Raw genomic sequence first — 24,154 nt, 5'->3', positions numbered from 1 at the left:
TGATTACGCATCACACCGCCTTCTGTCTCTTATCTTTACACGCCCCGCTTGTTGCCCCATATATAGGTATGCAGCTGTGGCAGCACTTTCACATCATTTAATTCATTATCGGCTATCACTTTATCAATTAACTCTTCATATTTCCTCAAAAGCCCGCTGATCAATTGACGATCATCCGCCGTACTGCTGTCGTCATTGCCGACCTGCAGATAAAAAGGAATATCGGGGTAACGGCCATGTACATTTTTAGCATATTGATAATCCTCTTCATTAAAGACGACTACCTTCAATGAGACATGGTTTTCAGGGTTTCGATTGGCAAGGTTCGAGATGATTTGGTCGAGCACCGTAAAGTCTGTATTCATTTTTGAGCTCGGCGGCTTAGGAGAAATGGTCAGTTCATCAATATCGAGAAACCAATCCTGCCATCGGCTCCCTTGTGTCTCGACACCTATTTTCATTTTATTTTCATGTAGGATTGCTACCAAGCTGTTTAAGTTTTTCAGCAGTGCCGGGTTTCCGCCTGATATCGTCACGAAGGAAAAACCGGAACCCCCAATCCGCTTCAGCTCATCCCATATTTCCTCGGCAGTCATTTGGACGGTATCTTCCTTACCAGTGCCATCCCAAGTAAATGCGGAATCACACCAGGCACATGAATAATCGCAGCCTGCCGTCCGAACGAACATGGTTTTTTGACCAATGACCATTCCCTCTCCTTGGATGGTCGGTCCGAAGATTTCCATAACCGGTAGTTTACTCACTTTCCATCCACTCCCGTCTGGCTTCAGCATAACTTGTCGGCGTTTCGTATAGCCGAACAAATTCGACCCTAGCACCCTCATATTCCTTTAATGAAAGGGCTTCGGCCATCTTTTCATAGATCCAGACAACCATATTTTCAGCCGTAGTGTTCATGAGCGGCAAGGTTTCATTCAAATAACGATGATCAAGGTGGATTTCAATTTCATTTTTCCATATATCCTTGATGTCCCCGAAATCTATCATCAAACCGCGTGAATCCGTATACCCGCTCAATCCGAAAATGACCTTATACGTGTGGCCATGCAAGTTCTTGCATTTTCCTTCATAGTCATGTAGATGGTGTGCTGCGTCAAAGGTAAATTCCTTACTGACCATGACCCTTTTAGATGTATAATTCAATTGGCTGCGCTGAATATCTTGATCTATTTTTTGGAGTTTATCTACTATAGTAAAACCGTACATCACGAAAGCACCTTCCGTCTGCTTACATAGTCATCCAATCCTTTTTTCCGCAACTTACATGCCGGACAATCTCCACAGCCGTCGGAGATGATCCCGTTATAGCAAGTCAGGGTCTTTTCGCGGACAAAGTCGAACGCGCCAAGCTGATCGGCAAGCTCCCATGTTTCCTCTTTATTAAGCCACATAAGCGGCGTATCAATCACGAATGACTGGTCCATCGACAAATTCAAGGTCACGTTCAACGATTTAATGAATACATCGCGGCAGTCCGGATATCCGCTGAAGTCCGTTTCACAGACACCGGTGACAATATGTTTAGCGCCAATCTGACTGGCCAGCACTCCGGCAAACGAAAGGAACAGTAAATTCCTCCCTGGTACGAACGTCGACGGCAATTCCCCGTCTTCTCCGTCCTCCACTGCAATGTCACTTCTCGTCAAAGCATTCGGTGCCAGTTGGTTCAGCAGCGACATGTCAAGGATATGATGGGTCACGCCCAATTCTTTGGCAATTTCTTGAGCACATTCGATTTCCAAGCTGTGCCGCTGATTATAATCAAACGTCACCGCTTCCACTTCCTCATATCTCTCCATCGCCCAGAACAGGCACGTCGTACTGTCCTGACCTCCGCTAAACACAACCACTGCCTTTTCTTTCTTCTTCATTTCTATAAAACTCCTTTTTACGGAAAAAAACAGCACCCTAAGAATAGAGTACTGTTTCTCCTTAGTTTTTTTGAGAGGGTAGCTAGAACCTCTTCCGCCATAACGCGGATTATTATATTTTTCCAAGTCAATAGTAACTTGAAAACAAGAAGAAATCAAGATGTTTAAATTATACCTAACTGAAAACTTGGTTAACTTCTCATCTGCTTAAATAGCCCATTTTTTATCCGATAAAAAAAGAGTGAATAAAATATAAAGGGGTTCATTAATTTGAAAAGTATTAAAGGAAAGATATTGGTAGCATTTTCACTGACCATATCTTTGTGTATCATCTTAGGAGCATTTAATATTTATAACAGCAACAAGTCACTTGTACATTCCAAAGATATTATTAGCCATGAATTGCCGATTCTTATTGATGAAGAACAACTACTCAATAATGTTGCACAAAGAAGCGCACTTGCAAGAGGCTATATTCTATTTGGCGACAAAAGTAATAAAGAGAAGTTCTTAAAATATACCGAAGAAAGCAAAGCCATTCAGGAGGATCTTTTAGCCTTAAGTGATTCTGAAAAAGCGAAGGAATTGATTGAGAAAAGCGTGGATTGGAGAACCATTATTCTAGAACGCGTATTTACACAATATGATCAAGGAAATGAAGAACGTGCTATAGAAATACTAAAGGATGAAGTTGCACCAATAAGCACTGAATTGATGGATGGGTATAGAGAGCTAGCTTCCGAACGCGAGAAAACGATTGTCGCTTCAGGTGAAACCGTCATCGCAAGCGGGGAATCGGTTAAGTCTACAAGTATCATCATATCCATTGCGGCAGTCCTTATCGGCCTTGTGCTTGCACTTGTGACTGCCAACCTCATTACCACCCCCCTCCTTAAAGTCAGGGACAGGATGAAAATGGTTGCTGACGGAGAACTGAACCATGAGCCCCTGGAGCAGAAGTCAAATGATGAAATGGGCGAATTAACGGTATCCGCCAACCAAATGCAGAAAAACCTTCGTGATACGATTGAAAAAATGCTGGTTGTATCCGAATCCATTTCCAACCAAAGCGAGGATCTGACTCAATCAGCAAATGAAGTGCAACAGGGCAGCAGACAGATAGCGACTACCATGTACGAACTTTCGGAAGGTTCGGAGTCACAAGCCAACCGGGCAGCTGAAATGGTTCGCATGATGGATGATTTCACCGGCAAGATCGAGCAGGCCCATCTTGAAGGAATGGAAGTATCTCAAAGTTCGACCGAGATCCTATCCTTGACCAAGGAGGGCACCACTTTAATGCGCAGTTCAGTCCAACAAATGAAAATGATTGATGGAATTGTCAAAAATGCCGTCGAGCAAGTGAAAAGACTCGATTCTCAATCACAGGAAATCTCACAGCTAGTACAGGTCATCAAGGATATATCCAATCAAACCAACCTATTGGCGCTGAATGCAGCCATAGAAGCAGCACGCGCTGGTGAACATGGCAAGGGCTTCGCCGTCGTCGCAGCTGAAGTGCGGAAACTCGCTGAAGGGGTCACACAATCCGTTGGGGATATCACCGATATTGTCTCCGCTATTCAAACGGATTCAAAAACGGTCGTTCACTCCCTTGAAGATGGTTATACACAGGTTGATGAAGGCACGAAACAGATTACGCTCACCGGCCAAACCTTTGAAACAATCAATCACTCTGTCGGGAATATGGAAATGAAAGTACAGCATATTACAGCTGAATTGAACTATATCTCCAAAAATAGTAAAGAAATCAATCAGGCCATCGAAGATATCGCAGCCGTTACTGAAGAGTCCGCGGCAGGAATCGAACAAGTCTCTGCCTCCGCTCAACAATCCAGTTCTTCGATGGATGAAATCACTAATCATGCCTGTGAACTCGCATCTTCTGCTGAACTGCTAACCGAACAGGTCAAAAAATTCCAATTATGATACAGAAAATTTCCCGTCACTTAAACGCGGGAAATTTTCTGTTTCTCTCCTTCATGGTGATTGTTTCGTTTTCGTGTATTCAGGGTATAGATGACTATACACATTAATACTCATGAAAAGAAAATACTCATGAAAAAATAAAACTATCAAAAGTGGTTGGAAGTGAATATTTTCTTTCGTTTTCAGAATATTTAGTGTATAATGAATTTATTAGAAATATTTAAACTGAAATACTTCTCACTTCCAATACCCACTTGCTGGAAATTCCCAGTACACGAACTCACTTAATCCCAACATCTCATTTCAACCCAATGCACGGGCCCTTATACTCAGTAGGTTCCATTGCACGCTTTCTTGAAAATCAAACAATTCACAACTTTTTTCACAGAAAAACATAAATTTCACTCCAAAATTGTAAAAAAGGTTAAATTTCACCAATAATGTGTTACTATTAAACCAAGACCTTTTAACCCCATAAGGAGGAATTCATATGAAACGTTTTTTCAAATTCATAGCAGATTTTAACGAAAGAAAAGCACTCGAACGGGAAAACAACGATTTCTTTCGCAAAGAATACGAAAATTATATGAAGATGAATTCTGAAAATCAAGGTAGAAGGAGATTAGCTCCTAGACTTTATGTGATTGAAGGCGGTAAAAAAGGCCCCAACATTGAAATTTCTGACAGAAAGAAATCAAGTTAACCTGATCCCTTCAAATGATCAGCTACTAATGTTGCAGTTCATACCCTACAAACGTCACAGGTTCTCCATGAATAAAGGAGATTCATTACCCATATCATTCATTTAAAATATACATGCCAAAAGCTCAGATATACTTCTGAGCTTTTTTTATTTTTCATTCTTCTATTAACACTATATTAATAGAAGTAACTAGGTATTTTTTAAAAAATTGGATTAACTTTAGTTTATTTCATGTTTTAGGTAAAGGTCACATTATAGGCCCATGGGTATTTCTCTAGAAAAAAACCCAAAACTTTCAAAAAAAAGAGATGTGTTCTTTTACTCATCTTTGTTCATATTCAAATAAGTCCAACTAAATGAGTCGATAGGTGTACTATCTTACATTGAATGACAAATCCATAAATATTGTTACGTTTTGGTCAATTTAATGGGTATAAACAATCAATAAAGTGTAATAAACCTCACTTTTAAAAACACTTTATTATTCAAATATAGCCAGTAAGAATCGGGTTCAAATGCCTATAAAACTATTTTAATTCTATTCAAAATGGGTCTTTATTAAACTTTCCATAATTTAGTGTAAACAAATCAAGGTTTTACTCGACTTTCAGCCATATCTTTGTACTCATAAAACATTTTATTCCATTAGATACTATTACACTCCTATATACATTTTTTTCAAAAAGCTTACAAAAATTATATTACGATAGAATAATTGCCTCTTGCCTATTAAGTTTAAAATCATGTAGTGTGTATTCAGTAAATCAAATATTTAAAAAAAGAGAGGTTAAAAAATGGCACCAATATTTATTTGTGCGATCTTTTTGCTTGGCTATGGCATCTTTGAACAAAGACGCCATCAGAAGCGTCTCGACTCCATTCCGGTACGTGTGAATGTAAATGGTATTCGAGGCAAATCGACTGTAACGCGTCTAATTACAGGTGTGATCCAGGAAGCTAAGTACAAAACAGTAGGTAAAACAACGGGAACTTCAGCAAGAATGATCTACTGGTTTACCGACAAAGAAAAACCAATTAAACGCCGCCCAGAGGGACCGAACATTGGAGAACAACGGCGTGTAGTTAAAGAAGTTGCCGATTTAGGAACGGAAGCACTGGTTTGTGAATGTATGGCCGTTCAGCCTGACTATCAATTAATCTTCCAAAATAAAATGATCCAAGCAAACATTGGGGTCATCGTGAATGTACTAGAAGACCATATGGATGTCATGGGACCGACAATGGATGAGGTTGCAGAAGCCTTTACAGCTACAATACCCTATAATGGTCACTTGATTACCATCGAAAGTGAGTATTTGGACTTTTTCAAGAAAATTGCCAAAGAACGCAACTCAAAAGTGATCGTTGCAGATAATTCAAGAATTTCGGAAGATTTCTTGCGCGAATTCGACTATATGGTATTTCCGGATAACGCATCACTGGCTTTGGCCGTTGCAGAAGCTTTAGGCATTGATGAAAAAACAGCTTTTCGCGGCATGTTAAATGCGCATCCCGATCCAGGGGCCATGCGGATCACCAGGTTTGGAGATCCAATCAAGCCAACTTTCTTTGTCAATGGCTTTGCTGCAAACGACGCGGCATCGACGCTGAACATCTGGGAGCGTGTCAAAACGTTCGGATACAGCCCAGAACCTCCTATCGTCATCATGAACTGCCGTGCTGACCGTGTGGACCGTACAGAGCAGTTTGCAAGAGATGTATTGCCGTACATTAAATCTACAATCGTCATTGCCATTGGTGAAACCACATCACCAATAACAAGGGTATTCGAGCAAGGTAACTTGGATACAAAAGAATATTGGGATTTGGAAAACTGGTCAACTGAAGAAATCGTGGCCCGTCTTCGCCCATTGATGAAAAATCGCATCGTCTACGGTGTCGGGAATATACACGGCGCAGCGGAACCATTAATTGAAGCATTCATGAAATCTAAAACAAAGCAAAAAGCAAGTTAAGTAGGAGGAACCTTAATGTTTGGATCGGATTTATATGTAGCCCTAGTACTGGGAGTAACGCTTAGCCTTATATTTTCAGAAAAAACGGGTGTCGTACCCGCAGGACTTATTGTGCCAGGTTATTTGGCATTAGTATTTGATCAATGGGAAATCATGCTGGTCATCTTGACCATTAGTATAGTAACTTATTTAATCGTCACTCACGGCCTTTCAAGATGGGTGATTTTATATGGAAGAAGAAAATTCGCAGCCATGATGGTGACCGGGATTTGCTTGAAACTCCTATTGGACTTAGTCTATCCCGTCATGCCATTTGAAATATTCGAGTTTCGGGGAATCGGTATAATCGTACCCGGTTTGATAGCGAATACCATTCAAAGACAAGGAATGCCATTGACACTTGGCAGCACGCTTTTATTATCCGGCTTAACGTTCGGATTAATGAACGTGTACTACCTATTCTGAGGTGCAAAAAATGAAACGAACTTTAAATGCAAAAGAAAAAACACTTATCTTTATTAAACGCACGAAGAAAAAGAATCTTAAATACACTGGAATCATACTACCTATATTACTAATCGCTTTAGTCATTACCACTTGGATGGGACGGGCTGAAGAAGTGAAAACAAACGCTTCAAAAACTGATCAACCATTGACGATGACAATGGTCGGTGATGTGATGATGGGACGTTTTGTTGATGAAGTAACGGAAAAGCACGGGTATGATTACCTCTTCCGTTATATGAAGCCCTATTTTACCGATTCAGACTATGTCAGTGGGAATTATGAACATCCCGCTTTAAAAGAAGAGGTATCCAACTACAAGGAAGCAGACACGGCCATCAGGTTAAACTCCAATAATGATGGTGTGAAAGCCGTTAAAGATGCTGGCTTCTCAGTGATGACTTTGGCCAATAACCATATGATGGACTTCGAAGAACGAGGACTGCTTGACACGCTTGATGAATTCAAAACTGCGGATATGCATTATGTCGGTGCTGGATCGAACACTGCCGAAGCTAAAAATAGCATCGACTATGCGGATGTTAATGGCGTGCGTGTCGCAACACTTGGCTTCACAGATGTTTACGGTAAGGATGCCGTGCCAAAAAGTAATAAAGCCGGGATATTGAATACCAACCCTGATTTATTATTTGAAATGATTGAAAAAGCTAAGGATGACAAGCAAGGCAATGCAGACTTGGTTGTCGTGAATGTTCACTGGGGAATAGAGTATTCAACATCAACAACCGCTCGTCAAACAGAATTGGCTAAAGCGATAATCGATGCAGGAGCTGATATCATCATCGGCCATCACCCCCATGTGCTTCAATCGTTTGATGTTTATAAAGATGGAATCATTTTCTATAGCTTAGGAAACTTCGTGTTCGATCAAGGCTGGACACGCACAAAGGATTCAGCCATGGTTCAATACCATTTAGCGGAAGACGGAAAAGCTACAGTCGATGTGGTTCCACTGCAAATTGAAGAAGCAACACCAAGGCCAGCTACCTCTTCAATCGACAAATCACGTGTTTACCGTCAGTTGACGAAGGAAACGAGTGAAAAAACCCAATGGTCGAAAAAAGAAGATCATATCGAAATTACATTGGATCACAAGAAGGTAATCGATCATAAGGCTCAACGTGAGCAAGAAGAAAAAGCTGCAAAAGAAAAGAAAGCTGCACAAGAAGAAAAAGCAGCGAAAGAAAAGAAAGCAGCACAAGAGAAAAAAGAAGTAAAACCTGTACAACAGAACATACAACCCATTCAGTAAGGAACGATTGGATACTACTATGTGAAAAGTGAAACAACTTGGAAGCTCAACCTAACAGGGGGAAAAATCGATGATTAACAGTATGACGGGAAAAGTATTCATTTCCCTTTGCATGCTCATATATTTAGCTGGATGTTCGAAGACACCCCCTATTTCTGACACGAATGATCCGATCAAGAGTAAAACGGAACAATCATATGGGGTCAGTGCTTCAAACTCAATCGCAATAGATGTCGGGATGGAAATATTGGATAACGGCGGAACGGCGGCTGATGCCGCAATTGCGGTATCCTATGTATTAGGTGTAGTCGAACCTTTTGGATCTGGCGTGGGTGGCGGCGGCGGTATGCTGATTGCCCCTGAATCCGGAGACCCTATTTTTATCGATTATCGTGAATCCTCTCCGGAAGACCCAAGTCCAAGACACAATGCGGGGATTCCTGGCTTAGTGGCCGGCATGCAGGTTATAAGCGATAAGTATGGGAGCGTACCAATGGCAGACCTTCTTCAGCCGGCGATAGATTTGGCTGAAGGCGGGTTTGAAGTGGACGGGCCGTTATCATCACGCTTAAAAGCAGCTCAGCCAAGGGTCTATTCCGATAACACTTCACTTTTTTATCCTGATGGTGATGCCATTGAACCAGGCAAAACCCTCATCCAAAAAAGACTTGCTGAAACATTGAAGAAGATTCAACAGGAAGGTCCTGATGGTTTTTATAAAGGGGAAATTGCACGGGATATTAAAAGAAAAACAGACATCGACTTGATGGATTTAAAGCGCTATGAGGTGAAAGAACGTATGCCGGTCCAAGGAACATTTGCCGGTTATGACGTTTTTACCGCCCCTCCTCCCTTTTCCGGGATTACAGTTCTTGAAATGTTAAAGCTCGCCGAGGAAACGAACCTAGGTGATTCTTCAAGCAAATCAGATTATATGAAAATCCTGGGGGGCATCACAAATACCGCTTATCAAGATCGATCAGCACATACGGGTGATGGAATAAGTCACTCTAAGGCTGAACAGTTGCTCTCACCCATTCACTTGAATAATCTTAAAAATAAGATCAAAAGTGAAAGTTGGGAAAATAAAGAAGCGAATGGTTCCGAAGAACATGAAAGCACGACACATTTTGTGATCATGGACAAATATGGAACTGTCGTTTCCGCAACAAATACGCTCAGTAACTTTTTCGGATCTGGTGACTATACGAATGGCTTTTTCCTTAACGATCAATTGAAAAATTTCCGTTCCGGCCTGAATTCTCAAGAGGCATATAAACGGTCAAGAACTTTCACCGCCCCAACCATTCTCAAGAAACCAGGGAAGGAATCGATTGGAATCGGCTCACCCGGTGGTGATAGGATTCCTCAAGTATTGATGCAGGTCCTTTATTCATATACAGAGAATGAAGGCTCATTTCAGGATATCATCGACCGTAATCGGTTCGTCTTTGATGGAAAGAAAATTTATACGGAATCCAGGCTTTCGAATGAAATAATATCCAACTTGGAAGATTCAGGATATGAAGTTATTCAGAAGATTTCCCCCATGTTTTATGGCGGGGTTCAAGTACTCGTTAAAAACGAGAAAGACGGACGACTATCCGGAGCTGGGGATAAAAGAAGAAATGGAAGCTGGAAAGCGCAGTAATAAAATGCTTATCAAGCCTCTCCTTTCGAACACCATATGAATTTTAGTAATGCATAAGGGGACTTAGAATATGAATATCGTAAAAAAAATAACAAGCTGGGTTATACCTGTTGTTCTTATAGCAGCCCTGCTTGTAACCATGAATATGTTCAAACGCACGGAAACTTTAACACCCGACGAGCAACAGAAAATAGAACAATATACGACTATCGAAAAATAAAAAAAGCTGGGGCAACCCCGCTTTTTTTATTTTTGCTTTCAAAGGGTATAGAATGTAAATTGGCTACAAATACGGGAGGATAATCATGAAAAGCTATACTGATTTTGCTGAACTGCAGCAAAATGAACACGAATACCTCGATTACCGCATCATCGTTCATCATAGGATACCTGATATTGCAGTCTTAGCCATACATGGCGGGAATATCGAACCAGGCACTAGCGAAATTGCTGCCGCCCTTGGAGAAAGGCTTTGTGCAAGCACATACCTATTCGAAGGTCTTAAACCAAGGGGGAATCAGGTACTTCATATAACATCCAACTTATTCAATGAACCGATCGGCGTTTCAATGGCAGCGAACGCACAGACCACCCTTTCCATCCATGGCCACTACGACGTACATAACGCGCTGGTGTACATTGGAGGACGGAATGAGCCCTATAAGAACTTGATTCAGCATTCACTCAATGAAGCTGGATTTCAAACTGAAGACGCACCGCAGCACCTTTCAGGCTTGAATAGAAACAACATCACCAACACATCCAAAACGGGTGCAGGCGTGCAATTGGAACTTTCCACGAAGCTTAGAAAAAGCTTATTCAAAGGTAATGACTTTACCAGTAAAAACAGGGTAAATCCATTGGATCTTTTTAATCGGTTCGTTCGTGCCCTTGAAAAAGCGACTCTGGAATATAAACAGGTTGAATGATCTTCCTATCGTCTTTTTTAAAAAGAGACTACCAGAAACAATCAAGCAGGCTTCCTATTCTTCTTAGTTCATAAGGCTTTCAACTTGACCGAAACCTTCGAACTTCTCGGCCCAATAACCTGACGAAAGGTTGGAAATATGAACGCCTGCTTTTTCCGTTGTATTGAGAAAACGGCCATCCCCTAGGAAAATGCCTACATGGGTCACGCCCAGCCTTGTACCTGTATCCCTAAAAAATACTAAATCCCCTGCCTTTGGTTCTTCGATTTTGGGCAGCAATGAGAAGTAGTTCGCTGCGGAACCCCGTTTTACTGAAAGGCCCTGCTCTTTCATGACCCAATAGATGAAGCCGCTGCAATCCATTCCGATCATCGGATCCTCTTCCCCGAAAACAAAGGGGAATCCGCGTAGGGTGTATCCATACTTAATGACATCATATGCTTTATCATATGCAGCTTCTTGGTCTACATAAAACGGATACAACGGGTTGCTGTATAGTTGTAGATACTGTCCTTGCATCAACTCATCAGTCGGTAAAGCGTTACGATTTTTAATCGTATTCATGGAAATGCCATACTTTTCCGAAATACTTTTAAGCGTTTCACCATTTTGGACGATATGTTCACCTTTAGGAGTGTATGTTTTATACTCAACTTGATATTTTGCAAAATAATTTTCTGTGCTGGATCTCACCTGAACCGTTTCTGCACCATATCCGGAATTGACAAATTGGTTTTCACCGAGATAAATACCTGCAGTCACAACTTTTAAGCTGTCTTTTTCCAGAAAGAATATAATATCTCCAGTTTTCGGAGTTGTGGTATCCATCCCTTGCTTATAAAAGCCATCTACTGTCAAACGGTCGATGGGCACACTTTGCCGGGAAAGCACCCAATGAATCAGTCCGCTGGAATCAAACCCTTTTTCAGGCGTTTCTTCTCCTGCTGTCTTTTTAAACCCTACAAAGGATTTCGCATAATTCGCAATTTGTTTTCCTCTCTCCGACCATTGATAAATGGAAGGAGTATAAGCCGTTTGAATGATCGTCAACTTTTGGCCCACATATAACTGATCATCCGGTAAACCATTCGTCTTCATTAATTGCTCCGTCGGTATATCATAAGTCTTGGCAATCGATTCCACCGTTTCGTTAGAAATTACAGTGTGCACATGATCTGCCGCCTCGACCTTTAAACCAGGTAAAAACGTGAAACTAACCATAAATACCAATAAAATTACCATATAGCTTAATCTTCCTTTAAACATTTTAACCCTTCCTTTATACGTTGAAATATTTTAAAATTCACTATTTTCAAAAAAAGTAAAATAAACCCTTTCGTGAATCTTTTGACCTACCATCATATGGAAAAGCGAATCTTTTTGCTCACTACAATAGTGTTATCGGACAAAACACATATAACTTTTAGCCTATTTTTTTAAGATAAAATCATTTTTTTATGATCATACTCTATAATACGTTCTGAAATGAACCATTATGCCCATACGAGCAATTTAATGGAATCGCTTTCAAAATAATCCTTTTAAAAATGGAGGTATTTTGAAAGCGTATGAGATAAGGAAAGTGCATAGTGGATAATACGTTGGAAATCGGAGCAATCCAAAGGATTATGGAACAGCGAAATTTATTTATTTATTTGTACGCCCGCGGTCCTTTAACCGTGAAGATCGAACGTCATCGGTGTTTATCCCAGTCATGATAACGTGGTACATATACCGCTCGCCCTATTTATGAACAGCCTAACGGCATTGGAGTGAACATCTTGATAAAACTGACAGAGAGAAAGACCGGCAGGCAATTAAAGATAGGCAACATAGCAGTGGAGAGGAAACGGATTTGAGGTTTGGTGGTATAAACAGGCCTTGCTGTAACCAGATGAACTACTCTTTAAGCTTGGCAAGCTCTAAAAAGGAGCAAGAGGAAATACTTGTTTTACAGGAACCCGAATCCGTTGGTATCTCCCATCATCTAGCAGAAGATGAAACTGAGGGGAAAGCATAATTGGCTTCCCCCTCAGTTCTATTAATCTAAGGCATATACACGGTCTTAATATGTGAAAGCTTCAAAAACACATTATTCCCAGGAGCTGTCGTTAACTCAGCCAAGTTGTTTTCAACCTTTTTAAGCACACCGATTTTCATAGGATCGTCTCCCCCATCAAATACTACAAGTTTTCCTGCATTTTTCTTTAATTGGTCTTCCAAAGAACGAAGCATTGGCACACCTGTTGGATTGATGGGGAAACTCTCTTTATTGAGGGTGTAGGGTGTGGCATGTTGATAATACGGAGTAAGCCATTTAAGGTGGTGCAGCGATACATACATCATTTTATATACAGGCGAGTAGAACGCAAAGTAATCATTGAAAACATTTGTGATATAACCGTGTAAAGGAATATGCCCCGCAACATGGATTTCTGAAAAAACCCCTTTTGCATTCATTAGTGTTTTACGATAGGAAATGGACGCCATCTCTTCCATCATGGGGGACTCAATAGGATATTTAATCTCGTTATCAATCTCTGTACTCAGATTGAATCTATGGACATGCAGCATTGGAAAATACAAATACCGCTGTCCATTGAACAACACTAGAATATCCGTGCTCAGATCAGTCAGAATTCCTTTGAAAGTTTTTTTTCCTGAGAGTTGAACATCAATCTGTTTACCCAGTAATGCAGCAGCATCACTCATTACTATCTCCTCCTAGGGGTTAATTCAGCTAAAAATCATTTGCACCCAATAATATAATAATAGCAGTGTCACCACTGTTGTTATGGGTATGACTATCAGGGATACGCTTAAATAATCTTTCCACTTTATTTTCATTTTGTTCTGTTTCAGGATATGCATCCAGATAAGCGAGGCAAGAGTACCGATGGGCAATAACAATGATCCCATGTCACTACCGATTATATTAGCTAGATAGATGGTTTTTAAGGTGATTGGATCAAGTCCCATTTCCGTTAAGGTAATGGTGCCTATCATTAATGCTGGATGATTGTTGAAGATGTTTGATAGGATTGAAACCAATCCTCCCATGACAAGGCTCGCACTCATTAACCCTTGGTTAACAATCGGTTCGCATATCTCTACAAGTATGTTTGTAAGTCCTACATTGTGGAGACCATAAATGATGACATACATGGAGAATGCGAATATCAGGATGTGCCATGGGGTCTTTTTTAAGATATCGACAGGATTTGTCCGTAAATGATACCATCTCCAGACCAGTAAAGATAAAGAACCAAGTACAGCAACCCACTCAATTGGAATGGAAAAGTAAGAAGCTACAAAGAGTAAACAGCGCACCACGAACACATAGAGCAATACTTTCAACATGAACTTTGTGCGTTGCCTTTTTGTTTCAACCGTCATTTTCCCCTTTAAAGGATGGAAATTCTTAGTGAAGAAACTTTCCTCAATGTCATAAGAAATATTCGGTAATTTCTTAGGCAATTTTTTCTTGACCACTACGAACATCAACCATGACATGAAGACCAACCCCACAGTAGCAGGTACAAACATCATGGCAGTATGCATATAAAGCGTCATATGCACGATTTGCAATGCGATTAAATTAACAATATTACTCACGCCAATAGGCGCACTTGAAGCTGTTGCAATCAATGCCCCACTCAAAAGATACGGGATGGCCTCATGCGGTTTTAATCTGAGATTTTTCAGAAGTAAGATCAAGATGGGGGTCGTAATCATGATGCTGCCGTCGTTATTGAATAACAGGGTCATTAAAAAACACAATAATTGAATGTACCAATACAGGCGATACCCCGATCCTCTTGCAAGGATGGCAAGTCTTGCAGCCGCCCAGTGAAAAAATCCAAAACTTTCCAAGATAACAGCCATGACAATCGTTGCCATGATGGTAATCGATGCGCCCCCGATTTTATTGATAATATCCAAAATATCGTCATGGGATACTATGCCAGTCAGCAAAATTATCACAGCACCGATTGAAGCTGGCCATGCTTCATTTATTCCTCCTGGCCTCCATAATATAACTATCATTGTCATGACGAACACCAAAATAGTCATTCCAATTTCGAAATGCATGTTGTTCTCCCCTTTTTGGGCCTTGGGCCATTGGACCCTACTTGTCCGATTCCTATATACTATTCCCCTTTGTAAAAAAGGCATGGATACTTAACCAGTCCCTCCAAATTGTACCTTTGTACTTCTAGTTATTTTGTCCACTAAAGAGAGATGCCCCTTTCCAAGACTCATGGTTAAGTGCCTACAGAATGATAGAATGGCGGTCCATCGAACCCACGAAAAAGGGGAAACCACTTTAGTGGCCTCCCTTTTTGCAAAGCTTATGTTTTCCGGTCTTCTAATTCTTTATCTGGAATCCCCCCAGCGTCTGCTCCAAATCATTTATTAACTGTGTAAGCTGCTGCGTATATTGCGCAAGTTCATTGGAAGAAGCCGCTTGTTCTTCCATTGAAGATGCAATTTCTTCTGATGAAGCCGTCGTTTGCTGAGATACGGCGGTTATTTCCTCTATCACTTTAACGACCGTTTCTTTTTGTAGATTGATGCTTTCAATGGATCGTGTTTCTTCCTGAATCGAATTGGATATCCTGCCAACAGAATCTTCCAGCTCTTTCATGGCTTCACTTACCGTGATTACGGCATTTTTCTGATCCTTGCTGATTTGATTCGTTTCATTGGTCGTTTTCAGCAATTCCTCTGTATCTGATAGAATGCTTTGGATGATTGCTTGAATGTTTTTTGTAGCTTCTTTTGAATCATCCGCCAAGCTCCGAACTTCATTTGCCACGACAGCAAACCCTTTGCCGGACTCACCTGCCCTGGCCGCTTCTATAGATGCATTCAAAGATAACAAATTGGTTTGTTCCGATATTTTCGAAATGGCATTCGTGACATCTGAAATGGTTTTTGATTTTTCTACAAGTCTTAAGCTCATGCTGGTGACTGCAGTAAATGCCACTTCCAATTTCCGGTATGAAGTTTCCAAACCACTGACCTGCTGTTTTCCTGATTCTATTTTTACAGATGCAAGTTCCAAAACGGATTGGGTCTCCCTCGATTGTTTTGATAACCCATCGATTTCTTCACTAAGAACCTGGATGGTACTCGCCCCGTGCTCCACTTGTTCAGATTGATTCGATGCACCCGCTGCAATCTCTTCTATCGCACGGGAAACATCTGTAATGGCTGTACTATTTTCAGCAGCTATTTGGCTTAGGCCGGCATTTGCGTTTGTCACCAATTCCGCATTGCCGTTTACCTTGGCAACCAATCCTCTTAATTTCGCCAGCATCGAGTTATAGCTTTTACTTAAGTCCCCAATCTCATCATTGGATTTAAAGGCAAATTCGGTCACTAAATCCCCACTCGCCGTCTTTTCTATGACTTTTTGGAATTCAGCCATGATTTTCATTAACTTTCCTGCTAGATAAAGAGCACATACCGTCCCGAATAAGAGGCCTAAAATACCTGATATCAATACGATTCTATTAATATCAGCCAGCTTGGATTGCAGTATTTTGTCTGGAGTGAGTGCCAACACTTTCCACTTCACTTCAGGGACCGTACTCAATTCAGCTGTATAATCTTCTTCATCCAACTTCAAGGATTGATTCTCCTTGTCCGCCCCATTATATATGTCGGCCACCCACTTGAACTCTGAATTGAATCGGTAAGTGTCCTTAATGTAATCCTCCACCCCCTCTTCCATGCCGCTTTTTTCAGGATTCACATTCTTTCCGTCCATATTCTTGATGAAGGAACTCACAATAAAACCTTGTGAATCCATTATTACCAGATTGCTAGTAGAATCCTTTTCGATATTGGCCCTCATTTTCCCGATTGTCGAGAGGTCAATATCATAACCCAAGGCCCCTGCCATTTTCCCGTCCAATATAACAGGAGTGACAACGGAAGTCATGATTGTCCCTGAAGCATTATCCTTATACACATCCATCCATTTCGTTTCGGGTCTTTCGGTTAGCTGCGTATAGGTCTTAGTCTCCCTTGCATCCTGATTGAAATCCATTTGGGGCGAAGCATACAAGGAACCATCCGATCCATCCATAAAATAAACAGAAATTAAATCTTCATTGTTCTTTTGAAATGCCCCTATCGTTTTTTGGATATCCTTGACTGAATCACCATTCTTGATCTGATTGGAAATTAGCTGTGATAATTGCTCCAGCGAATTTTCATACGTGGCAACGCTCAAATTGATTTGCGCCGCTGCATTTTGGGCCGAGCTTTTGTTGATGGATATACTATCTTCTTTAAAAATGGAAGTTACTTTTACCCCCATTATTGAAACGGATACGACTATAGCAAGAAAAACGGATGTACATATAAATAATAACCATTTTATCCGGAGCGATATCCTTCTCTTTACTTTTTCTTTCTTGTTAATCGGTGAACTTCCCATTAATAATTTCCTCCTTTTATTTGACCAGCACCTTGCTGTGAAAACAAAGTTCAATCTAAGATCAAAATGGACCCATCCTTATTCACGGCCATTTACTTTATTTTTCCATATAAACATACTATATACCTATTTTCCCATTGTCAATTACCAATTCGTGATAAAATAACAGGTCCAAAGAACTCCTCATTCACCCGCAATTGCATTCAATCGTTCCAAATAGTGCTAAAACTGCCTATATCAAGATTTTTTGGACTAATTCACTATTATTTTCATGACTTCAATCCGCTGACATTTTCCATATTCCGCCCTAATTATTTCACTCCATTAGACGTTCACGAATCTATCCAAGGCTTTGAAGTATGATGATTTGAAAGCGGTTTCCAATTTTGATGCATCAAAAAAGCCCTTGGATTCTGTAGAATCCAAGGGTCAAATGGGTAATAATAGGGTTATTCAGTAAAAATCGGAATTAGCGTAACGCTGCAGCTAAGCTTTCTCCAAACTCTTTAGCGCCATCCGGGCCATCACCAGTGATGATATCATCATGTGCAACGACGTGCTGTTCAGCATATTCAACGGAATTAGCCTTCAATTCGTCAATTTGAACATCAACTGGGTAACAAGCAGCTTTTCGACCAGAAAGTAAACCCGTTTTCGCTACAGTTACAGATCCTGCACAAATTCCCGTTACAAGAACCTTTTGCGCATGCGCTTGTTTCAAATAGCTTTGCAATTCTTGGTTGCCCCATAGATGATCGTTCGTACCAGATCCTCCAATTACAGCCACTGCATCATAATCACTGGCTGAGACGTCAGAAAAGATCACTTCAGCCGTTGCTTTTCCTTGATAGTCACCAGTTATTTCACCAGTTTTCGTACTGGCTATCGTCACTTCCACTCCTGCGTTTTCCAAAACTTCTTTTGGCTGAAATAATTCATCTTCATTAAAGCGTTCTGGTGGTATAATTAGTAATGCTTTTTTACTCATATATATTGCCTCCTAAATTCGATTGTCTCTATGACTATCCATATTGTATCGCTGGTTATCGGCACTGTGAAGAACGCACTTTAATGTGCGCAGGTTACCTATAGGTTACTGGTAAAATAAAAAAGGAGCTAAAGTCCATGTCAGAAACATTAAGAGATGAAATCAAAGAAAAAATCTTAAACGGCCATTATAACTGCGAAAAAGAACTTACTTTATCCATTTTCAGCGGCAAATGGAAAATCGTCATTTTATGGCATTTAGGTGTAGAAGGCCCACACCGATTCAGTGATCTCCAAAGGCTTTTCCCAAAAATATCCCATAAAATCTTAACAAATCAATTGCGTGAACTTATGGAAGATGGTGTGGTTCATCGGGAAGTATATCCTGAAATCCCTCCAAAAGTTGAATATTCCATGACCGACCTTGGAATGACCTTGCTGCCAATCGTTGAAATGATGTATGAATGGGGAAAAAACAGAATGAATGAAATTAAACAAGAAATGGGTACCATTGAAAATGATCCGAACAAATAATTCATTTAATATAAAAGCAGACCGACTGATGAAATGCCGGTCTGCTGATTTTAAATGCTGATCATTTCCATAAAAGCGATTGCCCACCTATGGGGAATGGCTGACATATTGCACCTATTATAATCCTTATGTATCAGCTTGCATGCCATTCATCCATCAAGACGTTTGACGGCGACCGTATATTCCTTATGCCATTTTTCCCATTCATCCATTGGAAAATCCTTATATTGACCATCCAGTAAATCACTTAACATATCTAGGCACACATGCCAGCCTGCCAAATCTTTTGATGTATGATCATTAACTGGCCGGATGGATTCTTTCAATACTAATGAGCAACCCTCCTTTTCAGGGGATACCTCGAAACGAACCCAGCCGTCACCCCATTCAAAATCTAAAACGGCAGATTCCCGGAAGTCCCTGATCTTCATATCAAAGGATTCCCCTGACCCATCATTCATATTGAATTTTATGGTCCCGTCTTTTCGAAGGTCCTGCATTTCCAAGTTGGACATCCACTTTTCCACCTGATCATTCTCAGTTAAAGCACCCCATACCGTTTCCACCGAATGATCGAGCTGGCGATCGAATCTTGCGATAATTCCATTTCCTTCTTTTTCGATTGCAGCTTGCATATACATTCCTCCTCATTCAATTCGTCCAAATGTTCCGGCCTACTTGATCTTATTTTTATAATAAAAAATGGTCGGATGGTATTCACCATTTGCAGACTTCGCATAATCAGGAATCTTGCCTGCCTGAATATATCCCAATGAAGTATACAGGGAGTTCGAAGGATCCCCTTCCCTTGTATCAAGGACCAATAATGTCCGTCCCTCCTGCTTGGCCCTCTTCTCAGCCTCTAGCATGAGTGAACGCCCTACGCCATTTCGTCTATAACCAGTATGCGTCATTAACTTTGCAATCTCCGCACGATGGCCGCCGTTTTGCTTTGAACATACATGTAACTGTACGCTCCCGACTATCTCACCTTGTAATTTCGCGACAAACAGAATCACATCAGGATTTAGGGCACCATCCCAATAATCAATGGCCTCAGAACGTTTCACCGGAGGTAAAAAACCAATGGACGCGCCATCATCCACCACTTGCACCAAAAGGTCGGAAAGTTCATTAATGTGGTCGCGGAGTGATGTTAATTGTTCGATTTTCACTTTTGCATTCACAGTAATCACAACCTTTCAAGATTTACCATCCCTGGCGCTTTGATAAAGAAGTAATATGAGCTAGATGATGGCGTCCGTGCCATGCATAAATACCTATATTTTCACCGACTGTCACCTCTCCCGAATCAGGATGGATGAATGTTCTGCTCAGGTCGTCTGCATGAAGGACCGATAAAAGTTTGTATAAGCGGATATGTACAGCTTCGATTAGTGATAGAGAAATTTCAATCGGTAAATCATAATCGGGCAGCTCTGCCCATCGCCCCTCCTCATACGGTTTAATGACCGGGCTTTCTTCCGTAAGGGCCCATTTAAAGCGAATATATGCATTCATATGACTATCAGCAACATGATGCACGACTTGGCGGACCGTCCATCCTCCAGGACGATAAGCCGTGTCAAGCTGTTCATCATCCATGCTACCTACTGCCTCCCGCAGCATTCCAGGCAAAGCTTCAATCTCCTTGATCCAGCCCTCGGCCACACCACTAGTAATTTCCCCATCAAACTGAAACCTTCCAATCGGGTATCTCAAATCCATCTTCATTCTCCCCCTTTATGTTCAATGCATCCATATATATTCTTTATCGATGCTGACAAGTCCTTTATACTTGCAATCCTTAATTTGATCTTGATCGCTTTTCTAATTAATCCACCCTGCAGCCTATCTCGACTCGCTCAGGAATATTCATCCATATCATAATCAGTATACTATTTCCCACATTTAGCATCCATGAATAATGGCATGTTAATCAATCCCGTTCTTTTAAACAATGAAATGGGATAGGATCATCATGAAGAAAATTATTAGTTCAATACAAACCCTTAGCATCTTCTTTTTATCAATTGGCCTTAACGCTGGAGGTTTAGAAGCTAAACCACTGCAATAATGAAGAAAAGAGAATTTATGATTGTAGTGCCCAATACTATTGTTAATGCTCAATAACAAGTACATCAACTTTTTTCACGAGTACGCTCTTATCTCATGAGTTTGCTGCTCATTCATGCGCGTAAAGATCAATTCACGAGTATTTGATTCAAACTCACGAGTAAATGACCCAAACTCACGAGTAAATCCTCTTTTTTCACGAGTAAATGGCCCAAACTCACGAGTAAATCGACTTTTTTCACGAGTAAACGCTCTTATCTCATGAGTTTGCTGCTCATTCATGCGCGTAAACATCAATTCACGAGTATTTGACTCAAACTCACGAGTAAATCCTCTTTTTTCACGAGTATTTGACCCAATTTCACGAGTAAATCGACTTTTTTCACGAGTAAACGCTCTTATTTCATGAGTTTGCTGCTCATTTTGTGTTTAAAAGCCCTCTTGGTTATGAAAAAATTCAGTTTGCGTTAGAACTATTCATTTTTCAGCGGGATCTATATCATAAACCGTAAATAAATGGTAAATTAAGAGTATTCTAGCAATAGGGGGTCCACATATGAGCATTCAGAAAGCGACAGTACTTGAGCTTGAATCTCTGACAGAACTTTTTGATTTATACAGAGTGTTTTATGAGCAAACATCCGATCCTGAACGTGCAAGGGAGTTTTTAAGAGAAAGACTGACGAATGGAGAGTCTGTGGTTTTTATGGCATTTGAAGAAGGGAATCCTATTGGTTTTGTTCAATTATACCCTTCCTTTTCATCTGTAAATATGGTGCGGTCATGGGTATTGAACGATTTATTCGTGAAGGAGTCCGCCCGCAAAAAAGGTTTTGGCGAGGAGTTATTGAAGGCGGCCATCACTTTCGCACGGGAAACAGGTGCCAACGGGGTTTTACTCGAGACAGGCAAGGATAATGTAAACGCACAAAAACTTTACGAGAAAATTGGTTTCGTTCGTGAATCGAATCATTTTTATCATTTCACCATTTAATATAAAAAAGTGTAGGGAAAATTTTCTTTTCCCTACACTTTTTTATATTCATCTAGAAAACTAATTATTTAGCAGTTACCAGGCTGGCTTGAATTTCTTTAATAAGAAGTTCAGCACCTTCAGCGCTAAGTATTAATTTACCGTCAGCAAGTTTCATATTGTCATCGGAAACGTCACCTGTTACTTGACAAGTCATGTTTGGTTTATATTTTTGAAGGATTATACGCTCTTGTTCTACGTAAATCTCCAAAGCGTCTTTCTCATTAATTCCTAATGTACGGCGTAATTCAATTGGAATGACTACCCGTCCTAATTCGTCAACTTTACGTACAATACCTGTAGATTTCATTTAATTTACCTCACTAATTTTCTTTCGAATGTTGCTTCTATATATATTTCGTCAACATTCGACATTATTTGCACTTATAAAGATACCACTCCCTACCATATTCGTCAATTCTCGTATCTTCATATATTATCTGCCTCTATAACATTTTTATATTATATTTTAGTAAATCCTTCATAAAGCCCGTCATACCGCTATTTTCTGTTTATACTAATGGTATTTATTACTAATTTTATAATTAAATTTACAACGTTTCCATTTTCTTTTCAACAACGACTCCCATCATTCCATGTCGAATTATAGGGAAGGAATATCACTAGTCTAAAAGAATCCAGTTGATTTTCTTTTGCATTTGAAGGACAATTTAAATTGATTGATTTTAATATTCTGAAAACCTTTTCTTCTGCCTTTGATGCAGTGGAACGTGATACTTAATGTTTTAAAGTCTTTTATAGTAAGAAGAAAGCCGAAACGATTGCCACACTTAAAAAGTCTTGGCTAATTACTGGCTCATTAAACAGATTGAGGTGAGTCAATTGCGTCCGATTATATTAGGTATTTGTTCTGCTTTCTTTTTTGCATTCACGTTTGTTTTAAATCAATCCATGGAGTTGTCTGGTGGAAGTTGGATATGGAGTGCATCGCTTCGGTATATCTTTATGGTGCCTTTTCTGCTGTGTATCGTATTAAGCAGAAAAAACCTGCGCCCTCTTTTACGGGTGATGAGAGAACGGCCGGGACCTTGGTTGCTTTGGAGTTTTGTAGGATTTGGGTTGTTCTATGCTCCTTTATGCTTTGCATCCGCCTACTCACCTGGCTGGCTAATCGCCGGCACTTGGCAAATCACGATTATTTCGGGTGCTTTACTTGCCCCGCTATTTTTTGAAAATGTCCAAACAAAAAATGGGCTCGAAAAGCAAAGAGGTAAGGTTTCTATGAAAGGCCTCCTCATGTCCATGATCATTCTGCTTGGGATCATCCTGATGCAACTGGAACACACCAAGCACATTTCAATGGCCAATCTCTGGTTGGGAGTGATCCCCATCGTCATCGCCTCGTTTGCATACCCTTTGGGAAATCGCAAAATGATGGAAGTATCCGAAGGACGTTTAGATGCTTATCAACGTGTACTAGGAATGACGTTGGCGAGTCTGCCTTTCTGGTTTCTGCTTTCATTGTACGGTTTTTATACAGTAGGAGCTCCGACGAAGATGCAGAGTTTTCAATCCCTTTTGGTAGCACTATTTTCTGGTGTCATTGCCACGGTCCTTTTTTTCAAAGCGACTGATTTGGTAAGTGGAAATATGCAGAAATTAGCTTCAGTTGAAGCTACTCAATCAATGGAGGTGCTTTTTGCCTTAGCTGGCGAATTACTATTCCTATCGTTACCGATTCCTTCTCCGTTATCGTGGTTCGGTATCTTTATCGTTATCATAGGAATGATCCTTCATAGCTATGTATCACATAAAAAAGAAGGTTCATCCCGGAAACGGACAGTGAGTGCCTAAATAAAAAGTCAAAAAAGCCCCGGATAAGATTTCGGGGCTTTTTCGACCTGAAAACAGAAACTGACTACGTTCTTTTTTCCATTGACAAGTCATGATAAATTGATGATTTTAAAGTGGCAAAAAGCTCACCATCCATTTTTATCATTAAACTTTTTGCAATAGATGTAGCTTTGTAAAAAAGTTTGATTAAAATCATCTCACCTCTATAGGTTTCTTAGAGGTGAGATGATTTTTTATTGGATATTTATGGTAATATCACTATAAGATTGTGAAGAAATGTACTTAAACTAACGGGGCAGTTTAGTTGAAGAGTGCTGTTTGATCTTTATTCAACACTTGGGCCATATTCTTGAATAAGAAAGGAATGAAAAATCTTGAAA

23 protein-coding genes and 1 riboswitch are annotated in these 24,154 nt (G+C 40.3%); of the genes, 11 read left to right on the top strand and 12 right to left on the bottom strand.

What is annotated here, in order from left to right; all coding sequences use genetic code 11:
* Positions 1-35: 35 nt before the first annotated feature.
* From queE to queC, 3 genes are read right to left on the bottom strand one after another with little or no spacing between them, the layout of a single operon-like run.
* Positions 36-764 (bottom strand): 7-carboxy-7-deazaguanine synthase QueE, encoded by a 729-nt coding sequence (queE, locus tag ACQKKK_RS00115; protein ID WP_427613153.1) that lies wholly within the window; start codon positions 762-764, stop codon positions 36-38.
* A complete protein-coding gene (gene queD, locus ACQKKK_RS00110; RefSeq protein ID WP_427613151.1) occupies positions 757-1,227 on the bottom strand; it encodes a 6-carboxytetrahydropterin synthase QueD in 471 nt (156 codons plus the stop codon). Before queD ends, queE begins: the two co-directional genes overlap by 8 nt.
* The gene (gene queC / locus ACQKKK_RS00105) at positions 1,227-1,892 is read right to left on the bottom strand and encodes a 7-cyano-7-deazaguanine synthase QueC (protein WP_427614025.1); all 666 of its coding nucleotides are present in this window, start codon (positions 1,890-1,892) and stop codon (positions 1,227-1,229) included. Before queC ends, queD begins: the two co-directional genes overlap by 1 nt.
* Before the next feature lie 55 nt (positions 1,893-1,947).
* A riboswitch (PreQ1 riboswitch) is annotated at positions 1,948-1,990 on the bottom strand.
* Between the two features lie 172 nt (positions 1,991-2,162).
* Here queC and ACQKKK_RS00100 point away from each other — a divergent pair.
* The 8 genes from ACQKKK_RS00100 to ACQKKK_RS00065 all read left to right on the top strand — a co-directional run bounded on the left by ACQKKK_RS00100 (position 2,163) and on the right by ACQKKK_RS00065 (position 10,878).
* Positions 2,163-3,842, top strand: coding sequence for a methyl-accepting chemotaxis protein (locus ACQKKK_RS00100; RefSeq protein WP_427613149.1), 1,680 nt, complete (start codon positions 2,163-2,165; stop codon positions 3,840-3,842).
* A gap of 490 nt (positions 3,843-4,332) precedes the next feature.
* Positions 4,333-4,545 (top strand): hypothetical protein, encoded by a 213-nt coding sequence (locus ACQKKK_RS00095; RefSeq protein WP_427613147.1) that lies wholly within the window; start codon positions 4,333-4,335, stop codon positions 4,543-4,545.
* Between the two features lie 794 nt (positions 4,546-5,339).
* The gene (pgsB, locus tag ACQKKK_RS00090) at positions 5,340-6,521 is read left to right on the top strand and encodes a poly-gamma-glutamate synthase PgsB (RefSeq protein WP_427613146.1); all 1,182 of its coding nucleotides are present in this window, start codon (positions 5,340-5,342) and stop codon (positions 6,519-6,521) included.
* A 15-nt stretch (positions 6,522-6,536) separates the two neighbouring features.
* Positions 6,537-6,986, top strand: coding sequence for a poly-gamma-glutamate biosynthesis protein PgsC (gene pgsC / locus ACQKKK_RS00085; RefSeq protein ID WP_427613144.1), 450 nt, complete (start codon positions 6,537-6,539; stop codon positions 6,984-6,986).
* A 10-nt stretch (positions 6,987-6,996) separates the two neighbouring features.
* Positions 6,997-8,298 carry a CapA family protein gene (locus tag ACQKKK_RS00080; RefSeq protein ID WP_427613142.1) on the top strand — a complete coding sequence of 434 codons (1,302 nt, stop codon included), beginning with the start codon at positions 6,997-6,999 and terminating at the stop codon, positions 8,296-8,298.
* Between the two features lie 70 nt (positions 8,299-8,368).
* Complete coding sequence (locus tag ACQKKK_RS00075; protein ID WP_427613141.1) at positions 8,369-9,949, top strand: gamma-glutamyltransferase family protein; 1,581 nt, start codon at positions 8,369-8,371, stop codon at positions 9,947-9,949.
* Positions 9,950-10,019: 70 nt separating this feature from the next.
* Positions 10,020-10,169: a CapE family protein gene (locus ACQKKK_RS00070; RefSeq protein ID WP_427613139.1), complete on the top strand. Its 150-nt coding sequence runs from the start codon at positions 10,020-10,022 to the stop codon at positions 10,167-10,169.
* 85 nt (positions 10,170-10,254) lie between these two features.
* The gene (locus ACQKKK_RS00065; protein ID WP_427613137.1) at positions 10,255-10,878 is read left to right on the top strand and encodes a poly-gamma-glutamate hydrolase family protein; all 624 of its coding nucleotides are present in this window, start codon (positions 10,255-10,257) and stop codon (positions 10,876-10,878) included.
* 63 nt (positions 10,879-10,941) lie between these two features.
* On the opposite strand, the gene ACQKKK_RS00060 is transcribed toward ACQKKK_RS00065, so the two are convergent.
* From ACQKKK_RS00060 to ACQKKK_RS00040, 5 genes are all read right to left on the bottom strand, one after another.
* A complete protein-coding gene (locus ACQKKK_RS00060; RefSeq protein WP_427613135.1) occupies positions 10,942-12,144 on the bottom strand; it encodes an NlpC/P60 family protein in 1,203 nt (400 codons plus the stop codon).
* Positions 12,145-12,924: 780 nt separating this feature from the next.
* On the bottom strand, positions 12,925-13,590 hold the full coding sequence (locus ACQKKK_RS00055) for a DUF2642 domain-containing protein (protein WP_427613134.1): 666 nt from the start codon (positions 13,588-13,590) through the stop codon (positions 12,925-12,927).
* Positions 13,591-13,614: 24 nt separating this feature from the next.
* Positions 13,615-14,970, bottom strand: a complete 1,356-nt coding sequence (locus ACQKKK_RS00050) for an arsenic transporter (RefSeq protein WP_427613132.1) — start codon at positions 14,968-14,970, stop codon at positions 13,615-13,617.
* 277 nt (positions 14,971-15,247) lie between these two features.
* On the bottom strand, positions 15,248-17,329 hold the full coding sequence (locus ACQKKK_RS00045; protein WP_427613131.1) for a methyl-accepting chemotaxis protein: 2,082 nt from the start codon (positions 17,327-17,329) through the stop codon (positions 15,248-15,250).
* Positions 17,330-17,798: 469 nt separating this feature from the next.
* A complete protein-coding gene (locus ACQKKK_RS00040) occupies positions 17,799-18,317 on the bottom strand; it encodes a DJ-1/PfpI family protein (RefSeq protein ID WP_427613130.1) in 519 nt (172 codons plus the stop codon).
* 137 nt (positions 18,318-18,454) lie between these two features.
* On the opposite strand from ACQKKK_RS00040, the gene ACQKKK_RS00035 reads away from it, so the two are divergent.
* Complete coding sequence (locus tag ACQKKK_RS00035) at positions 18,455-18,850, top strand: winged helix-turn-helix transcriptional regulator (protein ID WP_427613129.1); 396 nt, start codon at positions 18,455-18,457, stop codon at positions 18,848-18,850.
* A 149-nt stretch (positions 18,851-18,999) separates the two neighbouring features.
* On the opposite strand, the gene ACQKKK_RS00030 is transcribed toward ACQKKK_RS00035, so the two are convergent.
* From ACQKKK_RS00030 to ACQKKK_RS00020, 3 genes are read right to left on the bottom strand one after another with little or no spacing between them, the layout of a single operon-like run.
* Positions 19,000-19,485: an SRPBCC family protein gene (locus tag ACQKKK_RS00030; RefSeq protein WP_427613127.1), complete on the bottom strand. Its 486-nt coding sequence runs from the start codon at positions 19,483-19,485 to the stop codon at positions 19,000-19,002.
* Positions 19,486-19,524: 39 nt separating this feature from the next.
* A complete protein-coding gene (locus ACQKKK_RS00025) occupies positions 19,525-20,037 on the bottom strand; it encodes an N-acetyltransferase family protein (RefSeq protein WP_427613125.1) in 513 nt (170 codons plus the stop codon).
* A gap of 22 nt (positions 20,038-20,059) precedes the next feature.
* On the bottom strand, positions 20,060-20,578 hold the full coding sequence (locus tag ACQKKK_RS00020) for a YfiT family bacillithiol transferase (protein ID WP_427613123.1): 519 nt from the start codon (positions 20,576-20,578) through the stop codon (positions 20,060-20,062).
* 904 nt (positions 20,579-21,482) lie between these two features.
* On the opposite strand from ACQKKK_RS00020, the gene ACQKKK_RS00015 reads away from it, so the two are divergent.
* Positions 21,483-21,920 carry a GNAT family N-acetyltransferase gene (locus ACQKKK_RS00015; protein WP_427613122.1) on the top strand — a complete coding sequence of 146 codons (438 nt, stop codon included), beginning with the start codon at positions 21,483-21,485 and terminating at the stop codon, positions 21,918-21,920.
* A 64-nt stretch (positions 21,921-21,984) separates the two neighbouring features.
* Here the strand turns inward: ACQKKK_RS00015 and ACQKKK_RS00010 are convergent, their stop codons facing one another.
* Positions 21,985-22,269 carry an AbrB/MazE/SpoVT family DNA-binding domain-containing protein gene (locus ACQKKK_RS00010; RefSeq protein WP_427613120.1) on the bottom strand — a complete coding sequence of 95 codons (285 nt, stop codon included), beginning with the start codon at positions 22,267-22,269 and terminating at the stop codon, positions 21,985-21,987.
* A 533-nt stretch (positions 22,270-22,802) separates the two neighbouring features.
* Here ACQKKK_RS00010 and ACQKKK_RS00005 point away from each other — a divergent pair.
* Positions 22,803-23,774 (top strand): DMT family transporter, encoded by a 972-nt coding sequence (locus ACQKKK_RS00005; RefSeq protein WP_427613119.1) that lies wholly within the window; start codon positions 22,803-22,805, stop codon positions 23,772-23,774.
* Positions 23,775-24,154: the final 380 nt, after the last annotated feature.

Source organism: Peribacillus sp. NPDC006672 (genome assembly GCF_050274955.1).
Classification (GTDB): Bacteria; Bacillota; Bacilli; order Bacillales; family DSM-1321; genus Peribacillus.
Note: the sequence above shows the minus strand (reverse complement) of the source record. Positions and strands in the feature narration are given on the sequence as shown.

Excerpts from the sequence above, each read along its gene's own strand:
- ACQKKK_RS00060 (WP_427613135.1), bottom strand. The coding sequence starts at position 12,144 with ATGTTTAAAGGAAGATTAAGCTATATGGTAATTTTATTGGTATTTATG.
- ACQKKK_RS00030 (WP_427613127.1), bottom strand. The coding sequence starts at position 19,485 with ATGCAAGCTGCAATCGAAAAAGAAGGAAATGGAATTATCGCAAGATTC.
- pgsC (WP_427613144.1), top strand. The coding sequence starts at position 6,537 with ATGTTTGGATCGGATTTATATGTAGCCCTAGTACTGGGAGTAACGCTT.
- ACQKKK_RS00015 (WP_427613122.1), top strand. The coding sequence starts at position 21,483 with ATGAGCATTCAGAAAGCGACAGTACTTGAGCTTGAATCTCTGACAGAA.
- ACQKKK_RS00045 (WP_427613131.1), bottom strand. The coding sequence starts at position 17,329 with ATGGGAAGTTCACCGATTAACAAGAAAGAAAAAGTAAAGAGAAGGATA.
- ACQKKK_RS00050 (WP_427613132.1), bottom strand. The coding sequence starts at position 14,970 with ATGCATTTCGAAATTGGAATGACTATTTTGGTGTTCGTCATGACAATG.
- ACQKKK_RS00080 (WP_427613142.1), top strand. The coding sequence starts at position 6,997 with ATGAAACGAACTTTAAATGCAAAAGAAAAAACACTTATCTTTATTAAA.
- queD (WP_427613151.1), bottom strand. The coding sequence starts at position 1,227 with ATGTACGGTTTTACTATAGTAGATAAACTCCAAAAAATAGATCAAGAT.
- ACQKKK_RS00035 (WP_427613129.1), top strand. The coding sequence starts at position 18,455 with ATGTCAGAAACATTAAGAGATGAAATCAAAGAAAAAATCTTAAACGGC.
- ACQKKK_RS00095 (WP_427613147.1), top strand. The coding sequence starts at position 4,333 with ATGAAACGTTTTTTCAAATTCATAGCAGATTTTAACGAAAGAAAAGCA.
- pgsB (WP_427613146.1), top strand. The coding sequence starts at position 5,340 with ATGGCACCAATATTTATTTGTGCGATCTTTTTGCTTGGCTATGGCATC.
- ACQKKK_RS00055 (WP_427613134.1), bottom strand. The coding sequence starts at position 13,590 with ATGAGTGATGCTGCTGCATTACTGGGTAAACAGATTGATGTTCAACTC.
- ACQKKK_RS00065 (WP_427613137.1), top strand. The coding sequence starts at position 10,255 with ATGAAAAGCTATACTGATTTTGCTGAACTGCAGCAAAATGAACACGAA.
- ACQKKK_RS00070 (WP_427613139.1), top strand. The coding sequence starts at position 10,020 with ATGAATATCGTAAAAAAAATAACAAGCTGGGTTATACCTGTTGTTCTT.
- ACQKKK_RS00040 (WP_427613130.1), bottom strand. The coding sequence starts at position 18,317 with ATGAGTAAAAAAGCATTACTAATTATACCACCAGAACGCTTTAATGAA.
- ACQKKK_RS00010 (WP_427613120.1), bottom strand. The coding sequence starts at position 22,269 with ATGAAATCTACAGGTATTGTACGTAAAGTTGACGAATTAGGACGGGTA.
- queC (WP_427614025.1), bottom strand. The coding sequence starts at position 1,892 with ATGAAGAAGAAAGAAAAGGCAGTGGTTGTGTTTAGCGGAGGTCAGGAC.
- ACQKKK_RS00075 (WP_427613141.1), top strand. The coding sequence starts at position 8,369 with ATGATTAACAGTATGACGGGAAAAGTATTCATTTCCCTTTGCATGCTC.
- ACQKKK_RS00020 (WP_427613123.1), bottom strand. The coding sequence starts at position 20,578 with ATGGATTTGAGATACCCGATTGGAAGGTTTCAGTTTGATGGGGAAATT.